This is a genomic window from Dactylosporangium sp. NPDC050588 (assembly GCF_040654975.1).
Taxonomy (GTDB): Bacteria; Actinomycetota; Actinomycetes; order Mycobacteriales; family Micromonosporaceae; genus Dactylosporangium; species Dactylosporangium maewongense.
The window spans coordinates 13460-37438 of the sequence record NZ_JBFAJA010000059.1 but is presented as its reverse complement, the minus strand read 5'-3'; the positions used below and the strand labels follow the sequence as shown (position 1 = coordinate 37438).

General features: G+C 74.6%; 21 protein-coding genes and 1 pseudogene. 15 read left to right on the top strand and 7 right to left on the bottom strand.

All coding sequences use genetic code 11. The features are described 5' to 3' along the window. The 3 genes from AB0I21_RS35285 to AB0I21_RS35275 form a co-directional block, all read left to right on the top strand. Positions 1-528, top strand: a 528-nt coding sequence (locus tag AB0I21_RS35285; RefSeq protein ID WP_360567737.1) for a GNAT family N-acetyltransferase, incomplete at its 5' end; no start/stop codon positions are given. A gap of 70 nt (positions 529-598) precedes the next feature. After that, the gene (locus AB0I21_RS35280) at positions 599-1357 is read left to right on the top strand and encodes an SDR family oxidoreductase (protein ID WP_360567735.1); all 759 of its coding nucleotides are present in this window, start codon (positions 599-601) and stop codon (positions 1355-1357) included. Positions 1358-1382: 25 nt separating this feature from the next. Continuing rightward, entirely contained in the window at positions 1383-1766 is a 384-nt protein-coding gene (locus AB0I21_RS35275) for a MerR family transcriptional regulator (protein ID WP_360567733.1), read from the top strand. 47 nt (positions 1767-1813) lie between these two features. On the opposite strand, the gene AB0I21_RS35270 is transcribed toward AB0I21_RS35275, so the two are convergent. Further along, on the bottom strand, positions 1814-3103 hold the full coding sequence (locus tag AB0I21_RS35270; RefSeq protein ID WP_360567731.1) for an MFS transporter: 1290 nt from the start codon (positions 3101-3103) through the stop codon (positions 1814-1816). Positions 3104-3170: 67 nt separating this feature from the next. Between AB0I21_RS35270 and AB0I21_RS35265 the strand changes: the two genes are divergently transcribed. From AB0I21_RS35265 to AB0I21_RS35255, 3 genes are all read left to right on the top strand, one after another. After that, positions 3171-4151 carry a DUF5937 family protein gene (locus AB0I21_RS35265; RefSeq protein WP_360567729.1) on the top strand — a complete coding sequence of 327 codons (981 nt, stop codon included), beginning with the start codon at positions 3171-3173 and terminating at the stop codon, positions 4149-4151. Between the two features lie 90 nt (positions 4152-4241). After that, entirely contained in the window at positions 4242-4736 is a 495-nt protein-coding gene (locus AB0I21_RS35260) for a sigma-70 family RNA polymerase sigma factor (RefSeq protein ID WP_360567727.1), read from the top strand. Positions 4737-4780: 44 nt separating this feature from the next. After that, complete coding sequence (locus tag AB0I21_RS35255) at positions 4781-5479, top strand: hypothetical protein (RefSeq protein WP_360567725.1); 699 nt, start codon at positions 4781-4783, stop codon at positions 5477-5479. A 54-nt stretch (positions 5480-5533) separates the two neighbouring features. On the opposite strand, the gene AB0I21_RS35250 is transcribed toward AB0I21_RS35255, so the two are convergent. After that, positions 5534-6091 carry a TIGR03086 family metal-binding protein gene (locus AB0I21_RS35250; protein WP_344506844.1) on the bottom strand — a complete coding sequence of 186 codons (558 nt, stop codon included), beginning with the start codon at positions 6089-6091 and terminating at the stop codon, positions 5534-5536. Positions 6092-6275: 184 nt separating this feature from the next. Between AB0I21_RS35250 and AB0I21_RS35245 the strand changes: the two genes are divergently transcribed. The 5 genes from AB0I21_RS35245 to AB0I21_RS35225 are packed head-to-tail and all read left to right on the top strand — an operon-like array spanning position 6276 to position 14452. Beyond that, the gene (locus tag AB0I21_RS35245) at positions 6276-8129 is read left to right on the top strand and encodes a hypothetical protein (protein ID WP_360567723.1); all 1854 of its coding nucleotides are present in this window, start codon (positions 6276-6278) and stop codon (positions 8127-8129) included. Next, positions 8126-9259 (top strand): caspase family protein, encoded by a 1134-nt coding sequence (locus AB0I21_RS35240; RefSeq protein WP_360567721.1) that lies wholly within the window; start codon positions 8126-8128, stop codon positions 9257-9259. The genes AB0I21_RS35245 and AB0I21_RS35240 overlap by 4 nt, the downstream gene beginning before the upstream one ends. Next, positions 9256-10410 carry a hypothetical protein gene (locus AB0I21_RS35235; RefSeq protein ID WP_360567719.1) on the top strand — a complete coding sequence of 385 codons (1155 nt, stop codon included), beginning with the start codon at positions 9256-9258 and terminating at the stop codon, positions 10408-10410. The genes AB0I21_RS35240 and AB0I21_RS35235 overlap by 4 nt, the downstream gene beginning before the upstream one ends. Beyond that, on the top strand, positions 10407-13622 hold the full coding sequence (locus AB0I21_RS35230; protein WP_360567715.1) for a hypothetical protein: 3216 nt from the start codon (positions 10407-10409) through the stop codon (positions 13620-13622). The genes AB0I21_RS35235 and AB0I21_RS35230 overlap by 4 nt, the downstream gene beginning before the upstream one ends. After that, on the top strand, positions 13613-14452 hold the full coding sequence (locus AB0I21_RS35225) for a hypothetical protein (RefSeq protein WP_360567713.1): 840 nt from the start codon (positions 13613-13615) through the stop codon (positions 14450-14452). The genes AB0I21_RS35230 and AB0I21_RS35225 overlap by 10 nt, the downstream gene beginning before the upstream one ends. A 6-nt stretch (positions 14453-14458) precedes the next feature. On the opposite strand, the gene AB0I21_RS35220 is transcribed toward AB0I21_RS35225, so the two are convergent. Next, positions 14459-15145 (bottom strand): GntR family transcriptional regulator, encoded by a 687-nt coding sequence (locus tag AB0I21_RS35220; protein ID WP_360567711.1) that lies wholly within the window; start codon positions 15143-15145, stop codon positions 14459-14461. A 103-nt stretch (positions 15146-15248) separates the two neighbouring features. On the opposite strand from AB0I21_RS35220, the gene AB0I21_RS35215 reads away from it, so the two are divergent. Genes AB0I21_RS35215 through AB0I21_RS35205 form a run of 3 tightly spaced genes read left to right on the top strand, consistent with a single transcriptional unit; the run spans position 15249 to position 18261 of the window. Continuing rightward, the gene (locus AB0I21_RS35215; RefSeq protein ID WP_360567709.1) at positions 15249-16514 is read left to right on the top strand and encodes an MFS transporter; all 1266 of its coding nucleotides are present in this window, start codon (positions 15249-15251) and stop codon (positions 16512-16514) included. Beyond that, positions 16511-17866, top strand: a complete 1356-nt coding sequence (locus tag AB0I21_RS35210) for an acyclic terpene utilization AtuA family protein (protein ID WP_360567707.1) — start codon at positions 16511-16513, stop codon at positions 17864-17866. The genes AB0I21_RS35215 and AB0I21_RS35210 overlap by 4 nt, the downstream gene beginning before the upstream one ends. Beyond that, positions 17866-18261 carry a DUF4387 domain-containing protein gene (locus AB0I21_RS35205; protein ID WP_360567705.1) on the top strand — a complete coding sequence of 132 codons (396 nt, stop codon included), beginning with the start codon at positions 17866-17868 and terminating at the stop codon, positions 18259-18261. Before AB0I21_RS35210 ends, AB0I21_RS35205 begins: the two co-directional genes overlap by 1 nt. Here the strand turns inward: AB0I21_RS35205 and AB0I21_RS35200 are convergent. Then, positions 18175-18897 carry a methyltransferase domain-containing protein gene (locus AB0I21_RS35200; RefSeq protein ID WP_360567703.1) on the bottom strand — a complete coding sequence of 241 codons (723 nt, stop codon included), beginning with the start codon at positions 18895-18897 and terminating at the stop codon, positions 18175-18177. The two genes, AB0I21_RS35205 and AB0I21_RS35200, sit on opposite strands and share 87 nt — an antisense overlap. Before the next feature lie 62 nt (positions 18898-18959). Further along, positions 18960-21734, bottom strand: a complete 2775-nt coding sequence (locus AB0I21_RS35195) for an FAD-binding and (Fe-S)-binding domain-containing protein (RefSeq protein ID WP_360567701.1) — start codon at positions 21732-21734, stop codon at positions 18960-18962. A gap of 16 nt (positions 21735-21750) precedes the next feature. Between AB0I21_RS35195 and AB0I21_RS35190 the strand changes: the two genes are divergently transcribed. Further along, on the top strand, positions 21751-22410 hold the full coding sequence (locus AB0I21_RS35190) for a GntR family transcriptional regulator (RefSeq protein WP_360567699.1): 660 nt from the start codon (positions 21751-21753) through the stop codon (positions 22408-22410). 229 nt (positions 22411-22639) lie between these two features. On the opposite strand, the gene AB0I21_RS35185 is transcribed toward AB0I21_RS35190, so the two are convergent. Next, positions 22640-23656, bottom strand: a complete 1017-nt coding sequence (locus tag AB0I21_RS35185; RefSeq protein ID WP_360567697.1) for a hypothetical protein — start codon at positions 23654-23656, stop codon at positions 22640-22642. Further along, positions 23656-23979 (bottom strand): annotated as a pseudogene (locus AB0I21_RS35180) (hypothetical protein); the annotation flags it as partial. The pseudogene AB0I21_RS35180 and the gene AB0I21_RS35185, both read right to left, overlap by 1 nt.

The following is a 23979-nucleotide window of genomic DNA, read 5'->3' as shown; positions in this document are numbered from 1 at the left end:
ACGCCGTCCTACGCCACACCCAACACCACCGCGACCACCACGACCCGCCACCCCACGGCCGTCCGTCGCTACAGTGCCGCCATGGACGTCGCCGTCGAGCGCCTCACCGCCGCCACCGAAGAAGCGGTCGAGGCGTTCACCCGCCTGCTGCCCCAGCTGTCCGCCTCCGCCACGCCGCCGGACGCCACCGCCCTCCAGGCACTGATCGCCTGGCCGGGCAACCGCATCCTCGCCGCCCGCATCGACGGCACGATCAGCGGCGTCCTGACGCTCGTCACGTTCCCCGTCCCGACCGGCCTGCGCGCCAGAATCGAGGACGTCGTCGTCGACGGGTCCGCCCGAGGCCACGGCGCCGGTGCCGCACTCATCCGCGAAGCCCTGCACCTCGCCCGCACCGAAGGTGCCCGCACCATCGACCTGACCTCCCGCCCCGACCGCGCTTCCGCCATCCGCCTGTACGAACGACTCGGCTTCACCCGCCGCGCCTCCGACACCTTCCGCCACACCGGAGCACCGCGATCTTCGTGACGCGACCAGGGCCCTCTCGCCGCTGCGGCGTTGACCTTGTCGTAGGCGGCAGGGTTGCACGATGACCGGTATGGACAACACCGCAGCGCGGAGCGTCAGGGTCGTCGCCGTCACCGGGGCCGGCACCGGCATCGGGCGGGCCACCGCCCGAGCCTTCGCCGCCGAGGGCGCCCACGTGGTCGCGATCGGGCGGCGCGGCGAAACGCTCAGGGAGACCGCGGCCGGCCACCACCGGATCACGCCGCTGCCCGTCGACATCACCGCCCAGGACGGACCCGAGCGGATCGCCCAGTCGGTGGCGGAGACGTTCGGCCGATTGGACGTGCTGGTCAACAACGCCGGCATCGTCCACGGTGGCGCCCTCGGCGGGTTGACCCCGCGGCAGATCGCGGCGCAGGTCGCCACCAACATGGTCGCGCCGATCCTGTTGACCCAGGCCGCGCTGCCGCTGCTGGAGGAGTCCGGTGGTGTCGTCGTCAACGTCAGCACGGCGGTGGGGCAGCGGGCCTGGCCGGGCAACTCGGTGTACGCCGCGACCAAGGCCGCTCTGGAGATCCTGACCCGCAGCTGGGCGGTCGAGCTGGCACCCCGCGGGGTCCGGGTGGTGGCGGTCGCCCCCGGCGCGATCGACACCCCCATCGGCGAGCACCAGGGCCTGACGCCGCAGCGGTTGGCCGCGGTGCGGGAATGGCAACTGGCACACACCCCACTGGGCCGGATCGGCCGCCCCGAGGAGGTGGCCTGGGCGATCATCCAACTGGCGGCACCGGCCGCGTCGTTCGTCACCGGCGTGGTGCTCCCGGTCGACGGCGGAGCGGTCGTGGCGTGATAGGAGTGGCCACGGAGGGGGACGGGTGCGGATCGGTGAGCTGGCCGAAGCGACTGGGACGACCGCTCGCGCGCTGCGGCACTACGAGCAGGCCGGGCTGATCTCCTCCGAGCGGGCCGCCAACGGTTACCGCGTCTACGACGAACGGGCCGCGGTGCGGGTCCGCAACATCCGGTTCCTGCTGGCCGCCGGCCTGACCCTGGACGACGTCCGCGTGTTCCTGCCATGCCTGGACGGCGACGTCGCCGCCGCACCGCCCTCGGCCACGGGCCTGCGGGTCGCGCGGGAACGGCTGGCGGTCCTCAACGAGCGGATCACCGCCCAGACCGCTGCCCGCGACCGCCTGGAAGCCGCACTCCGGCAGAAGGACGGCCTCGAGGCCGGCACGGGCCGGCACGGAGGTCTTTGACCGGTCCGAACGCTCGCGACGGCCGGCGGTGACGCGGGTCAGGTGGATCAGGGCGCCGTGGAGCTGGGACGGACGCGCAGGAGCAGGGGGGCCACCAGTACCGTGGCGGCTCCGGCGGACGCGATGGCCAGGGCCGGCGAAGTGAGCTCCGCGACGGTGCCCAGGAGCAGGGGGCTGAGGCCTTGCAGGGCCATCATGCCGGTGGAGAGCAGGGCGAAGAGCTGGCCACGGCGGGCCTCGGGGGCGGCGGCGAGGAAGGCGCGTTGCAGGCCGAGGCCGTACGCGAAGCCCGTCCCCGCGATGACGAGCAGCACCGCCAGGACCGGGAGCGGTGGGGCGGCGAGCACGGCGATGAGTGGGATGCCGAGCAGGAACAGGAAGGGACCGGCGAGGCGTTCGCGGAGGGTGGGACGGAGGAAACGGCCGGCGACGAAGTTGCCCAGGAGCATGCCGGCGGCGGGGGCGGCCATGAGGACTGCGCCGGAGCCTGGTGGGAAGCCGCGGCGGCCGGCGTACGCGACGAGGAGGGCCTCGGCGCCGGCGGCGAACGCGGACGGCAGCCACTGGGCGAGCAGCAGCCGGCGGATGGCGCGGTCACCGAACAACGCCGACGCCCCGGCCAAGCTGTCCCTGACGGCACCGCCACGGGAAAGCACGGCGCCACCACGGGAACGGACGGCGCCACCACCGGAACGGACGGCGCCACCACCGGAACGGACGGCGCCACCACGGGACCTCACCTCACCGCCACCTGAGCCGAGGCCGAATCGGACCAGCACGGCGGCGGCCACATGGCAGGCGGCGGCGAAGAGCAGGGCGTGGCGGGGGCCCGCGGCAGCCACTGCGACGCCGCCGCCCGCGAGGCCCAGCAGCTGGGCGGCCGAGGACGACATGTTGGACACGGAGCGGCCGAGGACGTACGCGTCGCCGGTCAGTTGCTCGGCGATGACGCGGGCCGCCGCGCCCGCGAACACCGGCGTGCCGCACGCGACCACGGCGACCAGCGAGAGGCTCGCCGCGACCGGCAGGTCGAGCAGGCCCAGGGCCGCCGCGAGGAGGGCCTCGACCGCATACCCGGCGACGATGAGCGGCCGCGGGCGCAGGCGGTCGGTCAGCGACCCGAGCAGCAGCCCGCCGACGACCTGCGGCAGGAAGCCCGCGCCGAAGGCGAGCGCGCTGAGCAGCGCGGAGCCGGTGCCGGTGTAGACCAGGACGGACAGCGCGAAGATCTGCAGGGAGTTCGCGCCGATCGCCAGGGTCCGCGCGACGAACAGGGCACGGAACGACGGCTCCGCGAACACCTCGCGGTACGTGGCCGGGCGGTCGACGACAGTCATGCGCACCAGCCTGTGGGCGAGCGGGCAACGGCACGAATGATTCGCCACACGGCGTAAGGTCGAGGGCGTGCTGCGGTTCCTGGTGGGTGCGGAGGACCTGGTGCGCACCAGGTTCGCGCTGTCGCCGGTCTTCGAGCTGCACCACCTGATCCGCGCCCTGCAGAGCCCGCACCCGCAGGGCGTGCCGGAGGCATGGCTGGCCCGGCTGCGGCCGCGGTTCACGGAGCTGGCCGGGCGGCACGGGGCGGGGCTCGGGGCGATCGACGCGCTGCACACGCCGCGGGCCGGCGCGACGTTCTTCTCCCCGCCGCCGCGGCTGCAGACCATCGAGGACGACCTCGCCACGATGCGCGCCGCGCCGGCGGACGGCGTACGGGCGGAGATCGACTTCTATCTGCGGCACCGCCGCGACGTGTCGGACGCCGCGCGGGCGGTGCTGGCCGCGCCGGACGTCCTGGACCGGCTCGCCGACGTGCTGGCCGCGGCGTGGACGGCGCTGCTCGAAGACGACTGGCCGCGGCTGCGGCTGCTGTGCGAGCGCGACGTCGTGCACCGCGTCGGCGAGCTCGGCCGCGCGGGCTGGGCCGCCGCCCTCGCCGGGCTCCACCGGAAGGTCCGCTGGCGCGACGGCGGCATCGACCTGCACGTCCGCAGCAGGGGCGAGATCGCGCTCGGCGGGGACGGGCTGCTGCTCGTCCCGTCGGTGTTCGTGTGGCCGGAGATCGCCGTGTACGCCGACGACCCCTGGCCCAAGGCGATCGTCTACCCGGCCCGCGGCGTCGGGACGCTGCTGGAGCACGGCCCGCCCGAGCCGCCCGCGCACCTGTCGGCGCTGCTCGGCCGGTCCCGGGCGCTGCTGCTGGCCACCCTCGGCGACCCGGCCAGCACGAGCCAGCTCGCCCGGGCGTACGGCATGGCCACCGGCGCCGTCGGCGACCACCTCGCCGTCCTGCACCGCTCGGGGCTCGTGCACCGTGCCCGGTCGGGCCGCTCCGTGCTCTACCGCCGCACCCCGCTCGGCGACGCACTCGTCGCGGCGCCGGGATAGCGCAGGCGGCCTCGGTACGGCAGATGCCGAATCTGCAATGCTTGCGAAAGCGGGTGTAACGCATGGGGTGTTGGTGGACATGGAGCGGGTATGCGATCGGCCCGGTTTGAGCGAGCATATGCCGCCCACTATGAGCCAATCTTTGCCTACGTGCTGCGCCGCACCGATTCGGTGCAGGATGCCTCGGATGTCGTGGCGGATGTCTTCCTGACCGCCTGGCGGCGCGTCGAGGACATGCCGGACGGTGAAGAGGCAATACTGTGGCTGTACGGTATCGCCCGCCGGGTATTGGCGAACCATGCGCGCTCCAGGCGCCGCTACGACCGGCTCGCGGCTCGGGTCCTCGCGACGGGGACCACCTCGACGGCGACCGAGGCGCCTGACCCTGATGGTGCCGTCGCCGCCGCTTTCGACCGCCTGCGCCCCGAGGATCAGGACATTCTCGGTCTCGTCGCGGTGGAAGGGCTCACCCCCACCGAGATCGCCCGGGCGCTGGGCCGCCCGGCGGTGTACGTGCGGGTGAGGCTCCATCGCGCCCGGACCCGGTTCGCGCGTGAGCTGAACGCCGAGGGCATCGAGGTGTAACGCCCTGCCGGGTGTCGGACATGGAGTGCCAGGAGGTGGGAGCTGTGAAGGACGAACGACTCGCCGATCGCGTCAGGCAGGCGATGGCGCTGGACGCGGCGCACACGGAGGCACTTGGTGACTCCCGCGCCAGGCAGGCGCTCCTCGAAAGGATCATCAACAGCCCGGCGGCAGCACCACGACCTCGCCGCCGCTGGGCATTGACCATCGGCGTGGCCGTCACGACCGCGACGGCGGCGGTCGTTGCGCTCGCCATTGCCTTGAACGACCTGCCACACCGGCCGTCGGGGCCCGGCTCGCCGCCGAGGGCCGAGTCGACGTCGGAGCCGGGGTCACCGTCCGGCACGCGCCGCGGCGACGTCTTCGCGGGCACTTCCGCGAGCCAGAGTTGTGTCGAGTCGTATTCGGCACAGTCACTTGCCCGGCGCAGTTTCGCGTTCGACGGGTCGGTGACCGGAATCGGCGCCACCAATGACGGGACGAACATGTTTCTTCCGGTGACGTTCAAGGTTCACCGATGGTTCCGTGGCGGCTCGGCGGAAAGCGTCACCGTCAAACTGCCGAATCCGACGGGCGGCGTCGGCCTGGAAGCGGCGCCTTTCGGGGTCGGATCGCGGCTGCTGGTCTCCGGCGAGCCGCGTTTCGGTGGCCCGCCGTTGACCGATCCGGTGGCCTGGGCCTGCGGGTTCACTCGCTGGCACGACGCAGCCGACGCCGAATTCTGGCAGCAGAGTTTCAACTGAATCCGGCCGCCCGGTCGGTCTCGGCCCGCGCCGGGACCGGCCGGGCGGCGTCGACTACTGGGAAGGGTCGCGGCCGATGAAGGCCAGCAGCCGGGTCTGCGCGTCGGCGTCGGCGGGGACCTCGACCCGCGCGCCGTAGTGGCCGCTGCTGCGCAGCACCTCGTCCATCGGCAGCATGCCCTCCAGCATCACCGCGCAGCGCTGCGGGTCGAGCCGCTCGTCCTGGCCGGTCGCACGGGCCAGGTCCCACGTGTGCAGGAACACGTCGGAGGTGTAGAACTGGCTGATCGCCGTGGCGACCGGCAGCTCGCCGATGTGCGGGTTGGACAGCATCCGGTCGGCGCTGGACGGGTCGTCCAGCAGCGCCTGCACGGCGTCGGTGTGCACCTGCCAGGCGGCGACCGGGTCCTCGGCGACCGGCGGCCCCTTCGGCAGGTCGATGCCCGCGCCGGCGCGCAGGAACCCTGGCAGCCATTCGACGAGGTGCCCGACGACGTCCCGGGCCACCCAGCCCTCGCACGGTGCCGGTCGGTCCCAGCCACCGGCCGGCACGCCACGGACCCGGTCGGTGAACGTGCCGGCGATGCTCCGGTGTTCTTCCGCTGCAGTCATCCGGCCACGCTAACCCGTCCCACCTGCCGGCGTCGGCCCATCGACGAGATGGCAGCCGTTCGGGGGCCGGTGGTCCAGGTGCGTCGAGGCACGATCGGCCGGGCACCGTATCCGCTCGGACGATCACGCCGGCCATCGACCGTGACAGGGTAACCACAACCGGTCACCCGGGATGGGAGGGCACGTGCTGCGCAAAGCCGGCATCGTCGCGGCGGTCATGCTGCTGGTCGGATCGTTGGCTCCGCCGCCCGCGCTGGCCGACGGCGCCGACGTGGAGTTCCTCGACGGGACCGTGCTACGGCTGCGGCCCGGCGACCCGGCGAGGGCGGCGGTCGTGAACAACGCCGGCGTGCCGTACGACGTCGACATCCGGAGCATCGCCGGGGACGGCGGGACCGGCGCCGCCACCGTCGCACCGGCGAGCGCGCACCTCGATCCGGGCGGGGTCGCGGTCTTCACCGTCACGCCGGCCGGGGACGACGGCGCGCCCGGATTCCTGGTTGCCGTCGCCCGGGCGCCGGGGACGCCGGCCGTCGTCGCGCGGCGGGCGTACGAGATCGGCCCGGCGCCGGTGGGGTGGCTGCCGCTCGTGGCCGAGTGGCAGGTGACGTCGTCGCGCGGCCCGTTCGTGACCGGGCTCAGCGGCGCCACGCTGCCGCTCGCCCAGGGCGTCACGTGCCCGGCCGGGGACGCGACGATCCCGGTCGGCGGGCTCGCGTCGGCGGGCGGCGGCGCGGTGACCGTGCAGGCGACCTGCCACGCGGGGCGGCACGACGTCGAGCTCGCCTTCGCGGGCGCCACCCGGGCCGGCGACTACACCGGGACGATCGATCTGGCACCGGACGACGACGCGGCCGGCGAGGTGGCGCTGACGCTGCGCAGCACCGACGACTTCGTGTTCCCGCTCCTGGTCCTGCTCGCCGGTGTCGCGCTGGCGCTGGTGACCGCCTGGCAGGCGGGCCGGCTCAGCACGGTGTCGCTGGCGGTCGAGGAGTCGTGGCTGCTCGAGGCGGAGGCGGCGGCCGCGCATCAGCGGTTCCGCCAGGCCGGTGGGGGCGCGCCGTGGCGGGCCTACTCGTTCCTGCCCGCCCTGCAGGCGCGGCTCGCCGCGGTCCGGTCGGAGCTGGCGAAGCTCAGCCGCAGGTTCAGCGAGCTGACCGCCGACGAGGGACCGTTCCAGGCGCAGCTCGATGTCATGACGGCGCTGCGGCAGCTCGTCGACGCGTGGCCGGCGACGGCCCAGCGCCTCGCCGCGCTGGGCGTCGCCGAGCAGGCCGTCGCCGGCACGCCGGGCGACCCGCCGTCCCCGTGGGACGCCAGGCCCGGGCAGGCGGCGGCCGGCCGGCTGCCGGCCCTCGTCACGCACGCCGGGGCGCTGCTGCGGGGCCGGCCGATCGACGACGTCGACACGGTCCCGCAGCTGATCGCCGACATCGACGCCACGACCGTCGCCCTGCGGGCCTGGCCTGCCGACGCCACCGCCGTCCACGGCCTGCGGGCGCTCGCGCGGCGGCTGAAGCCCGCCCAGCGCGACGCGACCGACCTGCGGTCGCTGACGGAGGCGGCCGCCACGGTCGACGCGGTCCTGGAGGACATGTGGGCCGCGGCCGACGGCGCCGCGTACACCGGGCTGCGGATCGGTGAGCGCCTCGACGCGCCGGCCGTCGTCCTGCACGCGTTGCAGTCCCGCGAGCGGCTCGTCGCATCCGGCGTGCCGGGCCCCGGACCTGGGCCGGTGCCGCTGCCGCCGGTGCCGCCCGACCCGGCGCTCGCGCTGGCCGAGGCGCGGGAGGGCGCGGCCGCGACGGCCCGGCGGGTCGCCCGGTCGCGGCGGGTCCGCAACGTGCTCGTGTTCGCCGCCATCGCGGTCGTCACCGTCTGGACGGGGCTCAGCGCGCTGTACTTCGACCAGGCCTTCGGCGGCTGGCGCGACTACGTGACCGTCGCCGCGTGGGGGTTCGGCGCGCAGGCCGGCCTGACCGTCATCGCCGGCGCCCTCGACCGGATCATGGCCGGCGGGCGGGTGACGGCGGGATGACCGCGCCGCTGCCGTGCTGGTTCCGCGACGACACCCCCGGGCCCGCGACGCACGTGCTGGTGATCGGCGTGTCGGAGTACCCGTTCCGCCCGCTGTCCGACCTGGACGACCTGCCGTCGGGCGCGACGTCGGCGGACCTGTTCGCCCGGTGGATGCGCGACCGGTACCCGGGCGGGGACCGGCGGCTGGGCAGCATCCGGCTGCTGCTCGCGCCGACCGACGACGAGCGGCCATACGTCTCCGGCGGCGACACCGTGCCGCGGGCCGACGGCGCGGCCGTGCACCAGGCGCTGCACGAGTGGGCGCGGGACTGCCGGTCGTCGCCGGACAACGTCGCCGTCCTGTACATCTGCGGACACGGCGTGCAGGAGACCGACGACGGCGCGATCGTCATGCTCCGCGACGCCGGCGCGATCGGTGACCCGTTCGACGCGGCCGTCGACGTCGCCGGCGTCCGGAGAGGGCTGAGCCTCGACGGCTGCCCGACCCGCCAGTGGTACTTCGTCGACGCCTGCCGCGTGCCGGCACACGGCCTGGACGACTACGCGGGCCCGCTGCGCGGCAGGATCACCCTCGAACCGCGTCGCGGCACCGGCCCGGCCCACCGGCCCATCTTCTTCGCCGCGGCGCCGGGGACGGCGGCCTGGCAGTCGGGCGTGGGCAGCGTCTTCGTGCGGGCCCTGCTGGAGTGCCTGGACCTCGACGCCCGCACCCGCCTCGACGGCGACGGGGAGCGGTGGGGCGTGACCGCCGAGTCGCTGCACCGCCACCTGCGGCGGCGGGCGCATGAGCTGGCCGCCGTCGGCGCGGAGGAGCAGACGGTCATGGTCGGCGGCTCGTACCTGTCGGACGTCGCGTTCCTGGAGTGCGAGGTGCCGTCGGTGCCGGTGACGCTGTTCGTCGACCCCGCCGCCGCCCAGCACGCCGCCGGGTGCACCGCGCGCATCTTCGAGGGCGACGTCCAGGCCCTGGAACGCCGCCCGCTGCCGGTGGTCGACGTGCCGGTGCCGGCGGGCATCTGGACCCTGGCGGTGGCCTTCGACCCGCCGCACCCGCGGTTCGCGCCGGAGACGGTGGCATCGGTGCAGGTCGCTCCGCCGAGAGCACACAAGACGGTGACGCTGCGATGACGGAACCTGGCACGCTGGTCGTCGACATGGACGGGGTCGCCCTGCCGGTGACGGTCCGCGACAGCCGGCTGAAGGTGGTGGCGACCGGCAGCACCGGCGAGCCGATCACGCTGCCGCCCGGGACGTACGCCGTCTCGGTGCCACTGCCCACCGGCCCCGACAGCTTCGACGAGGTCGTCGTGGTCGGCCCCGGGTCCCGCGACACCCGCCTCACCGGCCCCGGGCGGACCGTCCGCGACCCGACGAGCGCGGCGATCGCCCTCGCCGACCGTGGCCGGCCCGACGCCGCGCTCCATGTGCTCCGCAGCGACCTCGCGAACCTGCCGGCGCTCGGCCTGGCGCTGCTGGGATTCACCGCGCTCCAGCTCGGCGACGAAGCGACGGCGACCGGCGCGGCGGCTCGGATCGTCGACAGCCCCGACGGCCTCGCACTGCGCGCAGCGTTGATCCAGCGCCGCGCGGATGCCGATGAGCGGCTCGACGAGCTGGCGTTCGTCGTGGCACGCGCGCTCGCTGCCGGCATTCCGCGGCTCCGCGCGGCGGCATTCGCACTGGTGGCGGCCCTGCGCGACACAGCCGGCCCACCGACCGACGCGTCCCGGACCCTGATGCGGCGGGTCCGGCACTGCGATCTGAGCCGCGTGATGCTCCGCGCGTCGCACGGGTTCTCCGTCGACGTCGACCAGTTCATCATGACGCTGCCCGCGCTGCGAACGAACGAACTTGTGCTCGCGGCCGCACCGGAGGAGACGGTCCACAGGTTCGCCTCGGACCGCGGCAACGTCCGGGTCTCCGTCCGGCAGATGTCCGGCGGCCGGGTCCAGGTCGATCTGGCCGCGTCGGCGGATCACGTGCGGTGCTTCCTGATCCGGTTCGCGGGCCGGGACGGCGGCGACCGGACGATCGTGGCTCCCGTCGGGGCCAGGCCGTTCAGGATCTCCGAAGCGGTGGTCGAACTGACCGGGTTCGCAGGCAACCGCCCCTGGTCGGTGGAGGAGCTGACCGAGCCGTTCGCGGAGCTCAGGACGGCCCCCATCCGCGACTCCATCGCCGCGGCGGCCGATGTCGAGACGATCGACGCGTGGAGGGCACTCGCCGACGAGGTCGATCCGGCCACTCGCGAACGCATCGCCGCGGAGCTGGACCGATGACGCCGGAGGCGGAGATCGCGCGGATCGTCCGGGCACGGCGCGGCACGGACCCGGCCGGGTCGCCGACGGAGCTGTTCCACGATCTTGTCGCGGGCTGGTGGGCGGCGTGTGCCGCCGCCGCACGGACCGAGCCCGGACTCGTTGACGCCTGGCTCGATGAGGAGTCCGGGCTGCTGAGCCTGCTCGACGAGAAGACCCCGCGACACGCCGCGGACCGCACCGCGCTCCGCCGGGCGGCGGTGGCGGTCGCGCAGGTCACGCTCGCCGCCGCCGGGCGCACCGACGCCGATGTCGCGGCGGCCGTCACGTACTGGCGGGACACCCGCATCATGCCGGAGACGATGCCGACCGCGCACCGGCACCCGGCGGCCCAGCGGATCGCCGAGCTGGTGGAGCCGCTCCCGGGCGGCGCGGTGCGCTCGTGGGTGGTGCTGCAGGCGCTGCTCGCCGCCGGGGCGCTGCGCCCCCGCCGCGCGGCGCAGCGGATGGCGGTGCTGTTCGAGCGGCAGGGCCGGCACGGCAGCGAGGGTGTCGCCGGCACGCTGGAGATCGCGCTGGTCCCGGGCGGCCCGGCCGGGCTGTACCCGGACCCGGCGGCGACGGCGTTCCTGCGCGGCGACGACGCGTTCGCCGGGTCGATCGCCGCGGCCTGGCGCCACGCGACCGCCGGCCGGGAGTCGGCGCCGTGCGTCGTGTGGCGGCTCACCGTGCCGGGCGAGCCCTGCCTGCACGTCGTCGGCGACTCGACGGGCGCCGCGTTCGCGGTGCTGCTCGTCGCCGTGCTGGGCCCGCCGACCCGATCGGCGGTGCTGGCGCGGGGGTGGCGGCCGGTCATGACCGCGGCGCGCTGGCTGCGACCGTCGCGCCGGCCGTTCGCCGTGACCGGCAGGCTCACCGCCGGCGGCACGTTCGGCGAGGTCGGCGGCATGGACGCGAAGCTCGACGCGGCCCGGCGGGCCAAGCTCGTCGCGATCGTCCCGCGGACGGGCGGCCCGAAGGTGGACGGCCGCCCCGACGTCCACCCGGTGCGGACCGTCGGCGAGGCGTGGCGGACGCTGTACCACCCGGACTGGCAGCGGGTCAGCGGCGCGCTGGCGGCCGTCGTGGCGCTGGTCCTGGCCGTGTCCGGGACGGTGTACTTCCTCCAGAGCCGCGAGGCGGAGCGGACCCGGCGGATGGCGTCGTCGCGGGCGGTGGCGGAGCAGGCGCGGAAGCTGATGGCGGAGGATCCGAACCTGGCCCGCCAGCTGGCCGCCGCCGCGTACCGGATCTCGCCGACCCCGGAGGCGCTGCGGTCCGTCCTCGACGCGTCCACGACCGGCGGCGCGCTCACCTTCCCCGGGGAGATCCAGGCCGTGCGGGCGGTGCCCGGTGGTGACGACGTGATGGTCGCCGCGGCGGGCGGCATCTACACCGCACGCCTCGGCGAGCACCGCGTGACGCGGATCCTCCCGGAGGCCGGTGGCACCGTCACCAACGTCGCGACGAGCCGCGACGGCAAGCTGATCGCCATCGCCGACGCCGACGGCGGGATCGAGGTGCGGTCGCCGGCGGGACCCGCCGGTCGCGTCGTGCACCAGGGGCACCGGGTGACCGCGTTGGAGTTCTCCGCCGACGGCCGGTACCTCGCGGCCGGCTTCGCTCCGGCGACCCTGCTGCAGCGGACCGGTGACCTCGCGGTCCGGGTGTGGGACCTCACCGCCGGCGCGCCGCTCACCGAGGTCTGGCACCAGTTGCTGCCCGCCGGGCCCGCCGTGCCGGCGCTGCTGTTCACCTCGCGGGGCGTGCTCGTCGTCGGCGGGTCGGCGCTCGCCGCCGTGGACACCCGCGACGCCTTCCGCCGCTGGGAGATCCCCGCACCCAAGCCTCCCGCCGGGAGCGACACCCGCCGGCCGCGGATGCTCACCCCGCTGTCCACGAGCCTCGACGGGTCCGCCCTCGTGGTCGACGACTCCTGGTCCGGGCTGCTGCTGTGGCACCTCGGGCCGCCCGGCGAGGAGCTGGCGCACCGGCCGGCCGAGTTCGCGACGGCCGCGGCGTTCAGCCCGGCCGACAACACGATGGCGAGCTGGGACGCCCGCACCGGCAAGCCGGTCCTCGTGCGGGTCAGCCCGACCGAGTTCCACGACTTCTCCTACGCCCGGATGCCGTCGTGCATCGCGGCGCCGGAGACGGGCGGGCCCGTCATGTTCACCGCCGGCAACCGGTTCCTCGTCCGCTCGGCCGGGTCGAAGGTGAACTTCTGGACGCTCGCGCCGGCCTGCCCGGCGCAGGGACCGGTGCTGCCCGAGTCGGTCGAGGGCACCGCGGTCGGCGGCTCCGCTCACCGGGCGGCGACCGTCGGCTTCACCGGTGAGGTGCGGCTGTGGGCGGTCGCGCCCGACCGGCCGCCGAGGCTGCTGTCGACGGCGCCGGTCAGCGACCGGCCACGGGTCGACACGGGCGAGCCCGCCGTCGCCGTGTCCGCCTCCGGCGCGGTCGTCGTCACCGCCGGCCGCGACGGCTGGATCACCGTCTGGGACGTCGGCGGCGACACCCTCACCCGGCGCGACGAGCGGCCCAACCGGACCCCGGGCGTGCACGGGCTGGCGGTCAGCCCCGACGGCCGGTGGCTGGCGGTCGCCGACGACACGCTCACCGTGTTCGACCTGGCGGCGGCACGACCGCTGGAGCACCCGGTCACCTTGGCGACCGGTCCGGGCCGGATGACGCGCGTCGCCTTCGACCCGTCGGGGCGTCGCCTGGCCGGCGCCGGCGACGGAGGCCGGCTCGAGATCTGGGACCTGACGACCGGCGGCCCGCAGCGGCGGCGGGAGCTGCGGTTCATGGGCGACGCGGCCGGCGTCGCGTTCGCCGCGGGCGGCGGGTCGGTCGCGGTCGCCGGGGCGGGCCTGACCGTCTGGAACCTGCGCGGCACCGCCGAGCCGGCGACCTTCGCGCACGTCGCCGCGGACGACCTGGCCTACAGCTCGGACGGGCGGCACCTGCTGACCGTGAACGGCGACGGCGTCCACGTCTGGGACGTCAGCGGCGACACCCCGGCCGACGTCGGGCTCCTGGCCGGTGCGGGCGGCCGCGATCCCCTGTCCCTGCGACTGTTCGACCCCGGACGGCTGATCGCCCGCATCTGCGCGACCACCGGCGACCTCGTCACCGCCGAGCAGTGGCGCGCCTACATCCCGTCCACACCCTACGAGCCCCCGTGCAGGTGACCATGGCCTCCGCCCAGCGCATCCTCGTCGCACTCGTCCCGGTCCTCGCGCTCGCGGCATGCGATGGCCCTTCCTCGCGGCCGGCGCCCGCCGCCACACCGGCGTCGCAGTGCGTGGGCGAGCAGGACGCGGCATTGAACAGCATCGAGCACGCCGACGCCATCCGGGCGTCGTACTGCCGCGAAGGGTTCGCGTACGTCCGCTTCGCCGGGCCGGAGATCGGCGTGCACGGCACCCAGGAGGCCTTCTTCGCGTGGAAGGACGGCCGCTGGCAGGACATCGCGTGGGGCGAGACCAGCCACGGCAAGTTCATCTACGAGTCGCTGCGGCAGCACGAGGGCGTCGACGCCCGCCGGCTCGCGACGCTGTTCCCGGAGGCGGGCATGACGGTGGCACCCGACGAGCCCGGCTTCTCGGTCATCGTCCGCGCCGACGGCATCGGCGATCTCAGGCTGGGCATGACCGAGGCGCAGGCCCGCGCCGCGTCCCCGTTCCCGCTGCGGCAGGAGAGCGGGCGGACGGGCACCTGCACGACGCTGGTCACCGGCGACGACGGCTTCCCGGCGCTCACCGTGCTCATCGGCCGGGACGGGACGGTGTTCGCGGTCTCGGTGACCGACAGCGCGCAGACCGCCGAAGGCATCCATCCGGCGTCGACCCGCAAGGATCTCGTCGCGGGGTACGGCGACCGGCTGCGGGCCGCCGACACGGACCTGCCCTTCGTCGAGCAGGCGGACCTGCGCATCGCCTTCCAGCTGATGAACCACATCGTGGCCCGCATCGACGCGGGGCGCTTCGCCACCGGTACAGCGGCCGCCGCCTGCGCCTGAGGTCGGTCAGGGGCCGTCGCGGAGGGCGGCCAGGCCACCCTGGGAGTCCTCGAGGGCGATGCGTTCGGCGGTGGCGGAGTCGCCGGCGCGCAGGGCCCTGACGAGGGCGCGGTGGCTGGTGTACCGCTCGAGCCCGAACGACTCGTCCTCCGCGACCCGGCGCAGCAGCAGCTCGCGGCGCTGCGGGCGGGAGAAGACGCGGCTCTGGTCGAGCATGCGGATCAGCACGGGGTTGTGTGCGCAGGCGTCGACCGTGTCGTTGAACTCCTGCATGGTGTCCAGCAGCGCGTTGAGGTGCCGGTCGGTGGGCTGCTCGTGCCGGCGGCGGTCCTTGAGCAGGATGAGCAGGTCGTCGGCGCGGTCGAGGATCGCGTCGAGGGTGTCGAGCTGGTCGGTGGTGGCGTGCCTGGCGGCGAAGCGGGCGACCAGGCCGCGCAGGCCGATCTCCACCTCGGTCAGGTCGTCGACGGCGGCGTCGCGGATCGCGGCGACGAGGACGGTCCGCGGGCCGATGCGTTCGATGAGCCCGTCGAGCTCCAGCCGGCGCAGCGCCTCGCGGACGGGGGTCGGGCTGATCGCGAGGCGGGACGCCACACCGCGCTCGGTGACCTTCTCCCCCGCCGCCAGCTCGCCGGTCGCGATGGCGGTGCGGACGTGGTGGTACGCCTGGTCGGCGAGCGTCTCGGCGGGCATGCCACGCACTCTAGCGCATGCCATCACGTACGACCGTTGCAACTGTTGACGGTTTTGCTATAGCAAATTAGCGTGACGCCGGACACCCCCAAGGAGGCACGGCATGGCCGAACCGAAGGTCCGCGACGGCACGGTGTCCGACCGCGGCATCACGTTCTTCGTCGCCCTGGCGCTCTTCGCGCAGGAGTCGACCTGGAACTTCTACGACAACCAGGTGCCCGCCCTGCTGCGCGAGCACGTGTCCAGCGCGGCGGTCGTGGGCCTGCTCATGGGCGCGGACAACCTGGTCGGCATGTTCGTCCAGCCGTGGATCGGCAACCGGTCGGACAACACCCGGACGCGGTGGGGGCGGCGGATGCCGTACATCGCGGTCGGCATGCCCCTCGCCGCGCTGATCTTCCTGCTGCTGCCCTGGGCGACGTCGCTGGCGGCGCTGGTGGCGGTGATGTTCCTGTACGCGCTGGTCGCCAACAGCACCCGCCCCCTCGCCGAGTCGCTGGTGCCGGACTTCATCGCCCCGGAGCGCCGCAGCCGGGCGACGGCCGCCGTGAAGATCGCGACCTCGCTGACCATCATCGTCGCGTCGCTGATCAGCCTGCTCGTGGTCGACGAGCACCCGAAGGGCGCGTTCGTCATCCCCGCCGCGATCATGCTGCTCGCCACGGCGGTCCTGGTGGCCAAGGTGCGCGACAGCCGCTCCCCCGGGTATCAGGCCGCGGAAACCTCGGCACGGTCCGACGCGAAAGCCCGTCACGTGTTCGGTGAGCTGGTCCGCGACCCCGACCGCCGCCGGCTCCTGCTGCTGCTCACCGTGCTGCTGTTCGGCGGGGCGTGGTTCGCCTCGCGGTCGCTCATCACGCCCTACGGGATGCAGGCCCTCGGCCTCACCCGCGGCGAGGCCGGCGGGCTGACCCTGCCCAGCGGCGTCGCGTACCTGCTCGCCTGCTACCCCGCCGCGCTCGCCGCCGAACGCTTCGGGCGGCTGCGCACCATGGCCGCCGGCATGGTCGTGTTCGTGGTCGCGCTCGCCGCCGGCACCGTCGCGCAGACCGCCACCGGCACGGTCGTCGTGTTCTGCGTCGCGGCCGCCGGCGCCGCCGCGTTCACGATCAACGCGATCGTCGCGCTGTGGAACCTGGCCCCGTCCAGCCGGGTCCTCGGCACCTACACCGGGCTGTACGCGGTCACCTGGTACCTCGGCGGCTTCGGCGGACCGGCGCTCATCGGCGCCGTCGTCGACCTCACCGGCTGGGCCGGGATGCTGCTGGACATCGCGGTCCTCGCATCGCTCGCCATCGCCGTGATCGCCCGGCTCCAGCACCTGGAGCGGCGTTCCGGAGCAGTCCCCTCAGAACAGGAGATCATGTGACCGTCCGCATCCTCGTGCCGTCCGGCATGCTCGGCTCCGGGTTCCCGCCCGAGATCATCGACCGCGGGCTGGAGCTCGGCGCCGACGTGATCGCCCTCGACGGCGGCTCCACCGACTCCGGGCCCTACTACCTCGGCACCGGCACCGCGAAGACCGCCGCCGCGGCTGTGGCCCGTGACCTGCGCCCGCTGCTGCGCGCGGTGGCCACGTCCGGCATCCCGCTGATCATCGGCTCGTGCGGCACCAGCGGCACCGACGCCGGCGTCGACTGGGTCGCCGGCATCACCCGCGACGTCCTGGCCGCCGAAGGCCTGTCCCTGCGGTTGGCCACCATCTACAGCGAGCAGCAGGCCGAGAACCTCGGCGCGTTCCTGGACCAGGGCAGGATCCGGCCGCTGCCGCCGGCCGGCGACCTCGACGCGGCGACCCTGGACAGCTGTGCGCACATCGTCGCCATGATGGGCCACGAGCCGATCGCGGAAGCGCTCGCCGCCGGCGCCGACGTCGTGCTCGCCGGCCGCGCCACCGACACCGCGCTCGCCGCGGCCGTCCCGCTCATGCGCGGCCTGCCCGCCGGCCCCGCCTGGCACGCCGCGAAGATCGTCGAGTGCGGCGCGCAGTGCACCACGGACCCGCGCTCCAGCGGGGTCCTCGCCACGGTCGACGCCACCGGCTTCACCATCGAGCCGCTCGACCCCGCGGTGGCGTGCACCCCCACGTCGGTCGCGGCGCACATGCTGTACGAGACGGCCAACCCGTTCTCGATGCGCGAGCCCGCCGGGACGCTGGAGGTGGCCGGCGCGACGTACCGCGCCCTGGACCACCGCCGGGTCCGCGTGGAGGGCTCCCGCTTCGAGCCGGCCGAGCAGTACACCGTGAAGCTCGAAGGCGCGCGGGTCACCGGCTACCAGACGATGTCGTTCACCGCGATCCGCGACCCGCACATCCTCGGCCAGATCACCACGTGGGCGGCGCTGCTGCGCAAGGTCCTCACCGACCGGGTCGCGCAGACGCTCGGCCTGCACGACGGCTACTCGTTCGACATCCGCCTCTACGGCTTCGACGCGGTCCTCGGCCCGCTGGACCCCGACACCCGGCCGCCCCGCGAGGTCGGCGTGATGCTGCTGGTCAACGCCGCCGACCAGGCGACCGCCACCGCGATCGCGAAGGTGGCGAACCCGCTCATGCTGCACCTGCCGACGCCGGACATGCAGCACCTGCCGAGCCTCGCGTTCGCGACGTCACCCGCCGAGACCGAGCGCGGCGCCACCTACGAGTTCGTCCTCAACCACGTCGTCGCCGTGGACTCCCCCACCAGCCTGTTCCGCATCGCTTTCCCGGAGGCCTTGTGATGTCCCGTACCGTCGGCGACCTGGCGATCGAGGTGCGCTCCAAGAACGCCGGCCCGTTCTGGGTGACGATGGAGCTCTTCATGCGCGACGAGGCCGGGTTCGCCGCCGTCGCCTTCGTCGACGCGCCGGTGATCGCCCGCCTGTACGGAGTGCCGCCGGCCACCGTGCAGATCTTCCGCATCCCGTCGCTCAACGTCGTGAAGATCTCGTTCCCCCGCCCGGTCTCGCAGGGCAGCCTGCACGACCGCGACATCCACGCCGGCCAGCACCACGTCCCCCTCGCCCTGCTCCCCCTGCCCGGCGCGGGGTCAGGCGCGATGGGCGGTGATCAGCCAGGCGCGGGAGTCGAACGTGACGCCGGCGGGTGTGGCGTGACCGGCGACGGCCGCTCGTAGGCGCCGGCGGGCGGCCGGGTCCGGGTCGGTGCCGGCGGCCCGCTCGAGGTACATGACGGCCTCGAAGGCGGCCGAAGGGTCGGGGCCGTAGTACACCGGCTCGCGCACGTCGGTGAAGGCGATGTCCGTGAGCCCCGCGGACGTCAGGACGTCGCCCGTCGAGGCCGGGTCGGCCAGGGAGAACGCGGCCGGCCGGGGCGGCGTGCCGAGGGCCTCGCCGATCACGGTCGACCACTCGTTGCGCTCGGCGGCCTGCCAGACGAGCAGGGCCAGGCGCGCGCCGGGACGCAGGGCCATGGCGATGTTGGTGAAGGCGGCCACCGGGTCCGCGAAGAACATCGTGCCGAAGCGGCTGAGGCACACGTCGAAGTGGGCGGCCGGGAAGGCGTGCACCGCGGCGTCCGCCTCCTCGAACGCGATGTTGCTCAGGCCGGCGCTGCGGGTTCGCGCCGTCGCGAGCGCCGGGCCGGAGATGTCGACGCCGAGCGCGCTGCCGGCGGTGGCGGCGCGGGCCGCGTCGCGGGTCGTCTGGCCCGTGCCGCAGCCGACGTCGAGCACCCGGTCGTTGGTGTCCACCGCGGCGGCGGCGCGCAGGTGGGCGGTGTGCGGGCGGAGCTCGGCGTCGTAGTCGAACACGCATCCACCGTAAGCGCCGCCCGGGTCGGCGAAAAACGACGATGCGCGATGGCCGCCATCGGTCAGCGCGATGGGTCCAGCAGCTCGGCCAGGTGGACGGCGGGGCGGTCGCGCAGGTCGGCGACCTGGGTGCGGCAGGAGAAGCCGTCGGCGAGGACGACCGCGGAAGGGGCGGCGTCCAGGGCCGGCAGCAGCTGCTGCTCGGCGACGGCCACGGACACGTCGTAGTGGCCGATCTCGACGCCGAAGTTGCCGGCCAGGCCGCAGCAGCCGGAGAGGCGGCGGACCTTGGCGCCGGTGGACGCCAGCAGGTCGGCGTCGGCCTTCCAGCCGAGGACGGCGTGGTGGTGGCAGTGCGGCTGGGCGACGACCTCGACGTCCGACAGGTCCGGCGGGGTCCAGCCGGGGGTCTCGGCGAGCAGCTCGGCGAGGGTGCGGACCGACGAGGCGACCACGGGCGCGTCCGGGGAGTCCGGCAGCAGCTCGTGGATGTCGGAGCGGAGCACCGCGGTACACGACGGCTCGATGCCGACGATGGGCACGCCGGCGCGGGCGTCGGCGGCGAGCGCCGTCACGGTGCGCGTCAGGATCTTGCGGGCGGAGTCGAGCTGGCCGGTGGTGATCCAGGTCAGGCCGCAGCACACCGACCCGGACGGCAGGCGTGGCTCGTAGCCGGCGGCGCGCAGGACCCGAACGGTGGCGGCGGCCACGGACGGGGAGAACGCGTCGGAGAACGAGTCCGCGAACAGCACGACCGGCTTGAGCTCGCTGGTCTCGGGCTTGAAGGTGCGCCGGAACGGGCGGCGGGCGAAGCGGGGCACGGACCGGCGCTTGTCGACGCCGGCCAGCCACAGCAAGAACCCGCCCAGCACGGGCAGGCGGATGCCGAGGTTCGCCAGCCGCGGCGTCCACCCCGCCAGGCGCGCCCAGAGGGGCAGCTTCCCGAGGGTGTAGTGCGAGCGTGGCCGCAGCCGTCCACGGTACGTCTGGTGCAGCACCTCGGACTTGTAGGTGGCCATGTCGATGCCGGTCGGGCAGTCCGAGGCACAGCCCTTGCAGGACAGGCACAGGTCGAGGGCGTCGTGCACGGACGGGTCGGACCAGGTCAGCTCGCCGCGGACCACCTCCTGCAGCACCCGGGCCCGGCCGCGGGTGGAGTCCTTCTCCTCGCGGGTCGCCAGGTAGGACGGGCACATGACGCCGCCGGCGGCGGAGTTGTCGGCGCGGCACTTGCCGACGCCCGTGCAGCGGTGCACGGCCTGCGCGAGGTCGCCGCCGTCGTGCGGGTAGGCGAGGGCCAGCCCCTTGAGCGGGAAGCGGCCCGCCGGTCGTACATCGGCGTCGACGGGATCCGGGTCGACGAGGACACCCGGGTTGAGGAGGTTATCGGGGTCGAAGGCGTGTTTGACCCCGGCGAACAGGGCGATCGCGTCCGCCGAGTACATGTGCGGCAGCAGCTCGGAGCGGGCGCGCCCGTCGCCGTGCTCGCCGGAGAGCGAGCCGCCGAACTCGCCGACGAGCTTGGCCGCGTCGGTGAGGAAGTCGCGCAGGACCTTGGTGCCGCCGGGCTCGTCGAGGGGGTAGTCGAGGCGCACGTGCATGCAGCCGTCGCCGAAGTGCCCGAACGGCGCGGAGGTCATCTTGTACGACGCGACGAGCTCGTCGAACCGCGCCAGGTAGGCGCCGAGCTGCGCGGGTGGCACGGCGGCGTCCTCCCAGCCGGGCCACGCGGGCCGGTCGGAGGGGGCCCGGCCGGCGAGCCCCGCGCCGTCCTCCCGGATCCGCCACAGCTGCGCCTGCACCACCGGATCGGTGACGACCAACGCTTCCGGGGCGATCCCGTCGGCGGCGAGCTTCGAGGCACGCGCCGAAACCTCGCCCGGGTCGTCGCCGGCCAGCTCGACGAAGAGCCACGCGCCGCCCGCCGGCAGCGGCGGCACGGCGGCCGGGCCGCGGCGGGCCCGCAGCACGTCGAGCAGCCGCGAGTCGAGCCCTTCGCAGGAGGTGGGGCCGTGCGCGACGACGGCCGGGGCGGCCTCGCCGGCGGCGACGATGTCGCGGAAGCCGAGGACCACGACGACGCGGACCGGCGCGTCGACGACGAGCTTCACGGTCGCCTGGGTGATGACGGCGAGGGTGCCTTCGGAGCCGACGAGCGCCTGGGTGAGGTCGAAGCGCTCGGGGAGCAGGTGCTGCACCGCGTAGCCGGAGACCTGGCGGCCGAACCGGTCGAACTCGGTCCTGGCGGTCTTGAGGTGCTTGCCGACGACGGCGCGCACGGCATCGACCGTCGACTGCGCGCCGCTGACCGTGGGCCCGGTGACCAGCTCCTCCCCCGCCGCCGTCAGCACCGTGAGGCCGGCGACGTTGTCGGAGGTCCGCCCGTACGCGAGGGAGCGCGAGCCGCACGCGTTGTTGCCGATCATCCCGCCGATGGTGCAGCGCGGGTGGGTCGACGGGTCGGGGCCGAAGCGCACGCCGTGCGGCATGACGGCCTTCTGCAGGACGGCGTGCACGGTGCCGGGCTCGACGACCGCGGTCCGCGCCTCCGGGTCGACGCTGAGCACCCGGTTCAGGTGGCGGGAGAAGTCCAGGACGATGCCCCGGCCGACGGCGTTGCCGGCCACGGACGTGCCGGCGCCGCGGGACGTGACGGGCACGCCCGTCTCCCGCGCCACGGCGAGGGCCGCGGCGACCTCGTCCACGTGCCGCGGCCGCACCACGGCGAGCGGCGGGATCCGGTACAGCGAGGCGTCCGAGGAGTACATGCCACGGGTGCCCGCGTCCGCGCGGACCTCGAGCCCGGTCGCCTCCAGCGCCGCCACCACGTCAGTCATAGGTAACATGTTACTCATGCCGTCGCTGCGACTTCCCTCCGAGGCCCCCTCCCTCGCCGACGCCGTCGCCCAGGCGGTGCGCGACGGCATCGCGGCCGGCGAGCTCGTGCCCGGCGCGACGTATTCGGTGTATCAGCTGGCCGACCTGCTCGGCGTCTCCCGCAGCCCGGTCCGGGAAGGGATGCTCCGCCTGGCCGAGGCGGGCCTGGTCGCGATCCGGCGCAACCGCGGCTTCAGCGTCCTGCTGCCCACCGCCCACGACGTCGAGGAGATCATCGAGATCCGGCTCGCGCTGGAGCCGACCGCCGCGCGGAAGGCAGCCACCCTCGCGACCGACGAGCAGCACGCGGCGATCCGGGCGGCCCTGGACACCATGGCGGCCGCGGCGGCGCGCGGCGACGAGGCCGCGTTCTGGCCGGCCGACCGGGCGCTGCACGACCTGCTGCTGCACGCCGCCGGCAACGCCCGCGCCGCCGCCATCGTCGCCCAGCTGCGCTCCACGACCGCCCTGCTCGGCCCGCCGACGACCGCCAGCGGCCGCACCCTGACCCAGATCCACGCCGAGCACGAGCCGGTCGTGGCCGCGGTCATCGCCCGCGACGGCCACGCCGCCGAAGCCGCCATGCGCACCCACCTCGAGGCGACCGGCACCCTCCTCGTCGCCAACCTGGCCTGACTTGTTCCGTTTTCCGCCAATGTACGGCGCTGCCACCCGACCAGGAGCAAGACCGCTCGCGCAGCCTGCCGCGACGGTTCGCCCCTGTTTGGGGGCCTGACCATCGACCGCTGAACACACTCGCCTGAATCCGGCCGCCACACGGCCTCGGCAGGGACACTGATCTGCGCCTTCATCCAGCCGCCGCACGGCCTCGGCAGGGACACCGATCCGCGCCTTCGTCCGGGTGTCACATGGCGAACGCCTCGGCTGGGGTGATCGGGTCGCTGGTGGTGGCCGGCGACCAGCGGCGGACGAGCGCGTCCAGGCCTTCCGGGACGGCGTCGGCGGTCAGCCCCTGCGCCTGGTCGCGCAGCTGCTGCCACTGCGCCGCGATCGCGGCGACGACGCGGCGGCGGTCGCCGTCACACAGCAGCGGCGACAGCAGGACCGCGGCGCGGGCGGCGCGCTGGTAGCCATCAGCGGCGGTGTCGTCGCCCTCGCTCCAGGCGTGCACCGCCGCGGCCCAGGCACGGTCGGCGTCGGGGATGCTCAGGTCGGGCCGTTCGGTGCGGCACTCGAGGCGCAGCAGCATGAAGTCGTGGCCGGCGAGCGGCACCACGGCCCCGTCCCGGACGACGTGCAGGCGCTCGCCGACGACCCGCAGGTCGGCGGTGGCGAGGTCGCGCTGCGCGGCGAGGACGACGGCGAGATGGCCGGAGCTGACGACGGCGCCACCACCACCGTCCGCGCTGAACGTCTGGTGCAGATCCAGATGCACCCGCCCGTCCGAACGCACGACCAGGTCACGCGCGCTCTCGGACACCTTCGCCGCGACCGGCAGCGCGGGCACGGGCAGCAGCGACACGAGCGACAGCACGTCCACGGCCACGTCGAGATGGTTGCCGGACTGCAGCCCGAAGAGCACCGCGGTCACCTCGATCTCGCCGCCTTCGTACGGCACGAGGTCGGTGAGCGCGAAGTTGAGCCGCACGCCGTCGGTGAGCTGCCCCGGCTCGGGCCGCAGCACCCGCCCGTAGTCGTGCGTCGTCCGCCCGCCCGCGGTGATCCCGACCCTGGTGTGCGCGGCCGGCACCCAGTCGGCGAGCAGCGTCGAGCGGTGCTGCAGGAACATCTGCGACAGCCACACCCGCACGTACCCCTGCCGCGGCACCAGCGGCGTGGCACCCTCGGCGGGCAGCGCCGCGAACACCAGCTGCTCCGCGGGCCGCCGCACCGTGGTGCGCACCGTTGACCAGAACCCCATTACGCCTCGCTCCCTGTCCGCACCTGGAAGAACGTCATCTCCGCCGCGTACGCCCGATCGGTCCGCCGTGCCAACTCCTCACGCGCCGCCCGCACCGCCGCCGGGATGCCGGTGAGCACCGCCGCTGCCTCGCCACCCACCGCCAGCTCGTCGCTCGCTGCGCCGCCGGCCGCCAGCTTGTCGCTCGCCGCTAGCCCGTCGCTCGCCGCACCGCCCGCCGCTAGCTCGTCGCTCGCCGCTAGCCCGTCGCTCGCCGCACCGCCCGCCGCTAGCTCGTCGCTCGCCGCTAGCCCGTCGCTCGCCGCACCGCCCGCCGCTAGCTC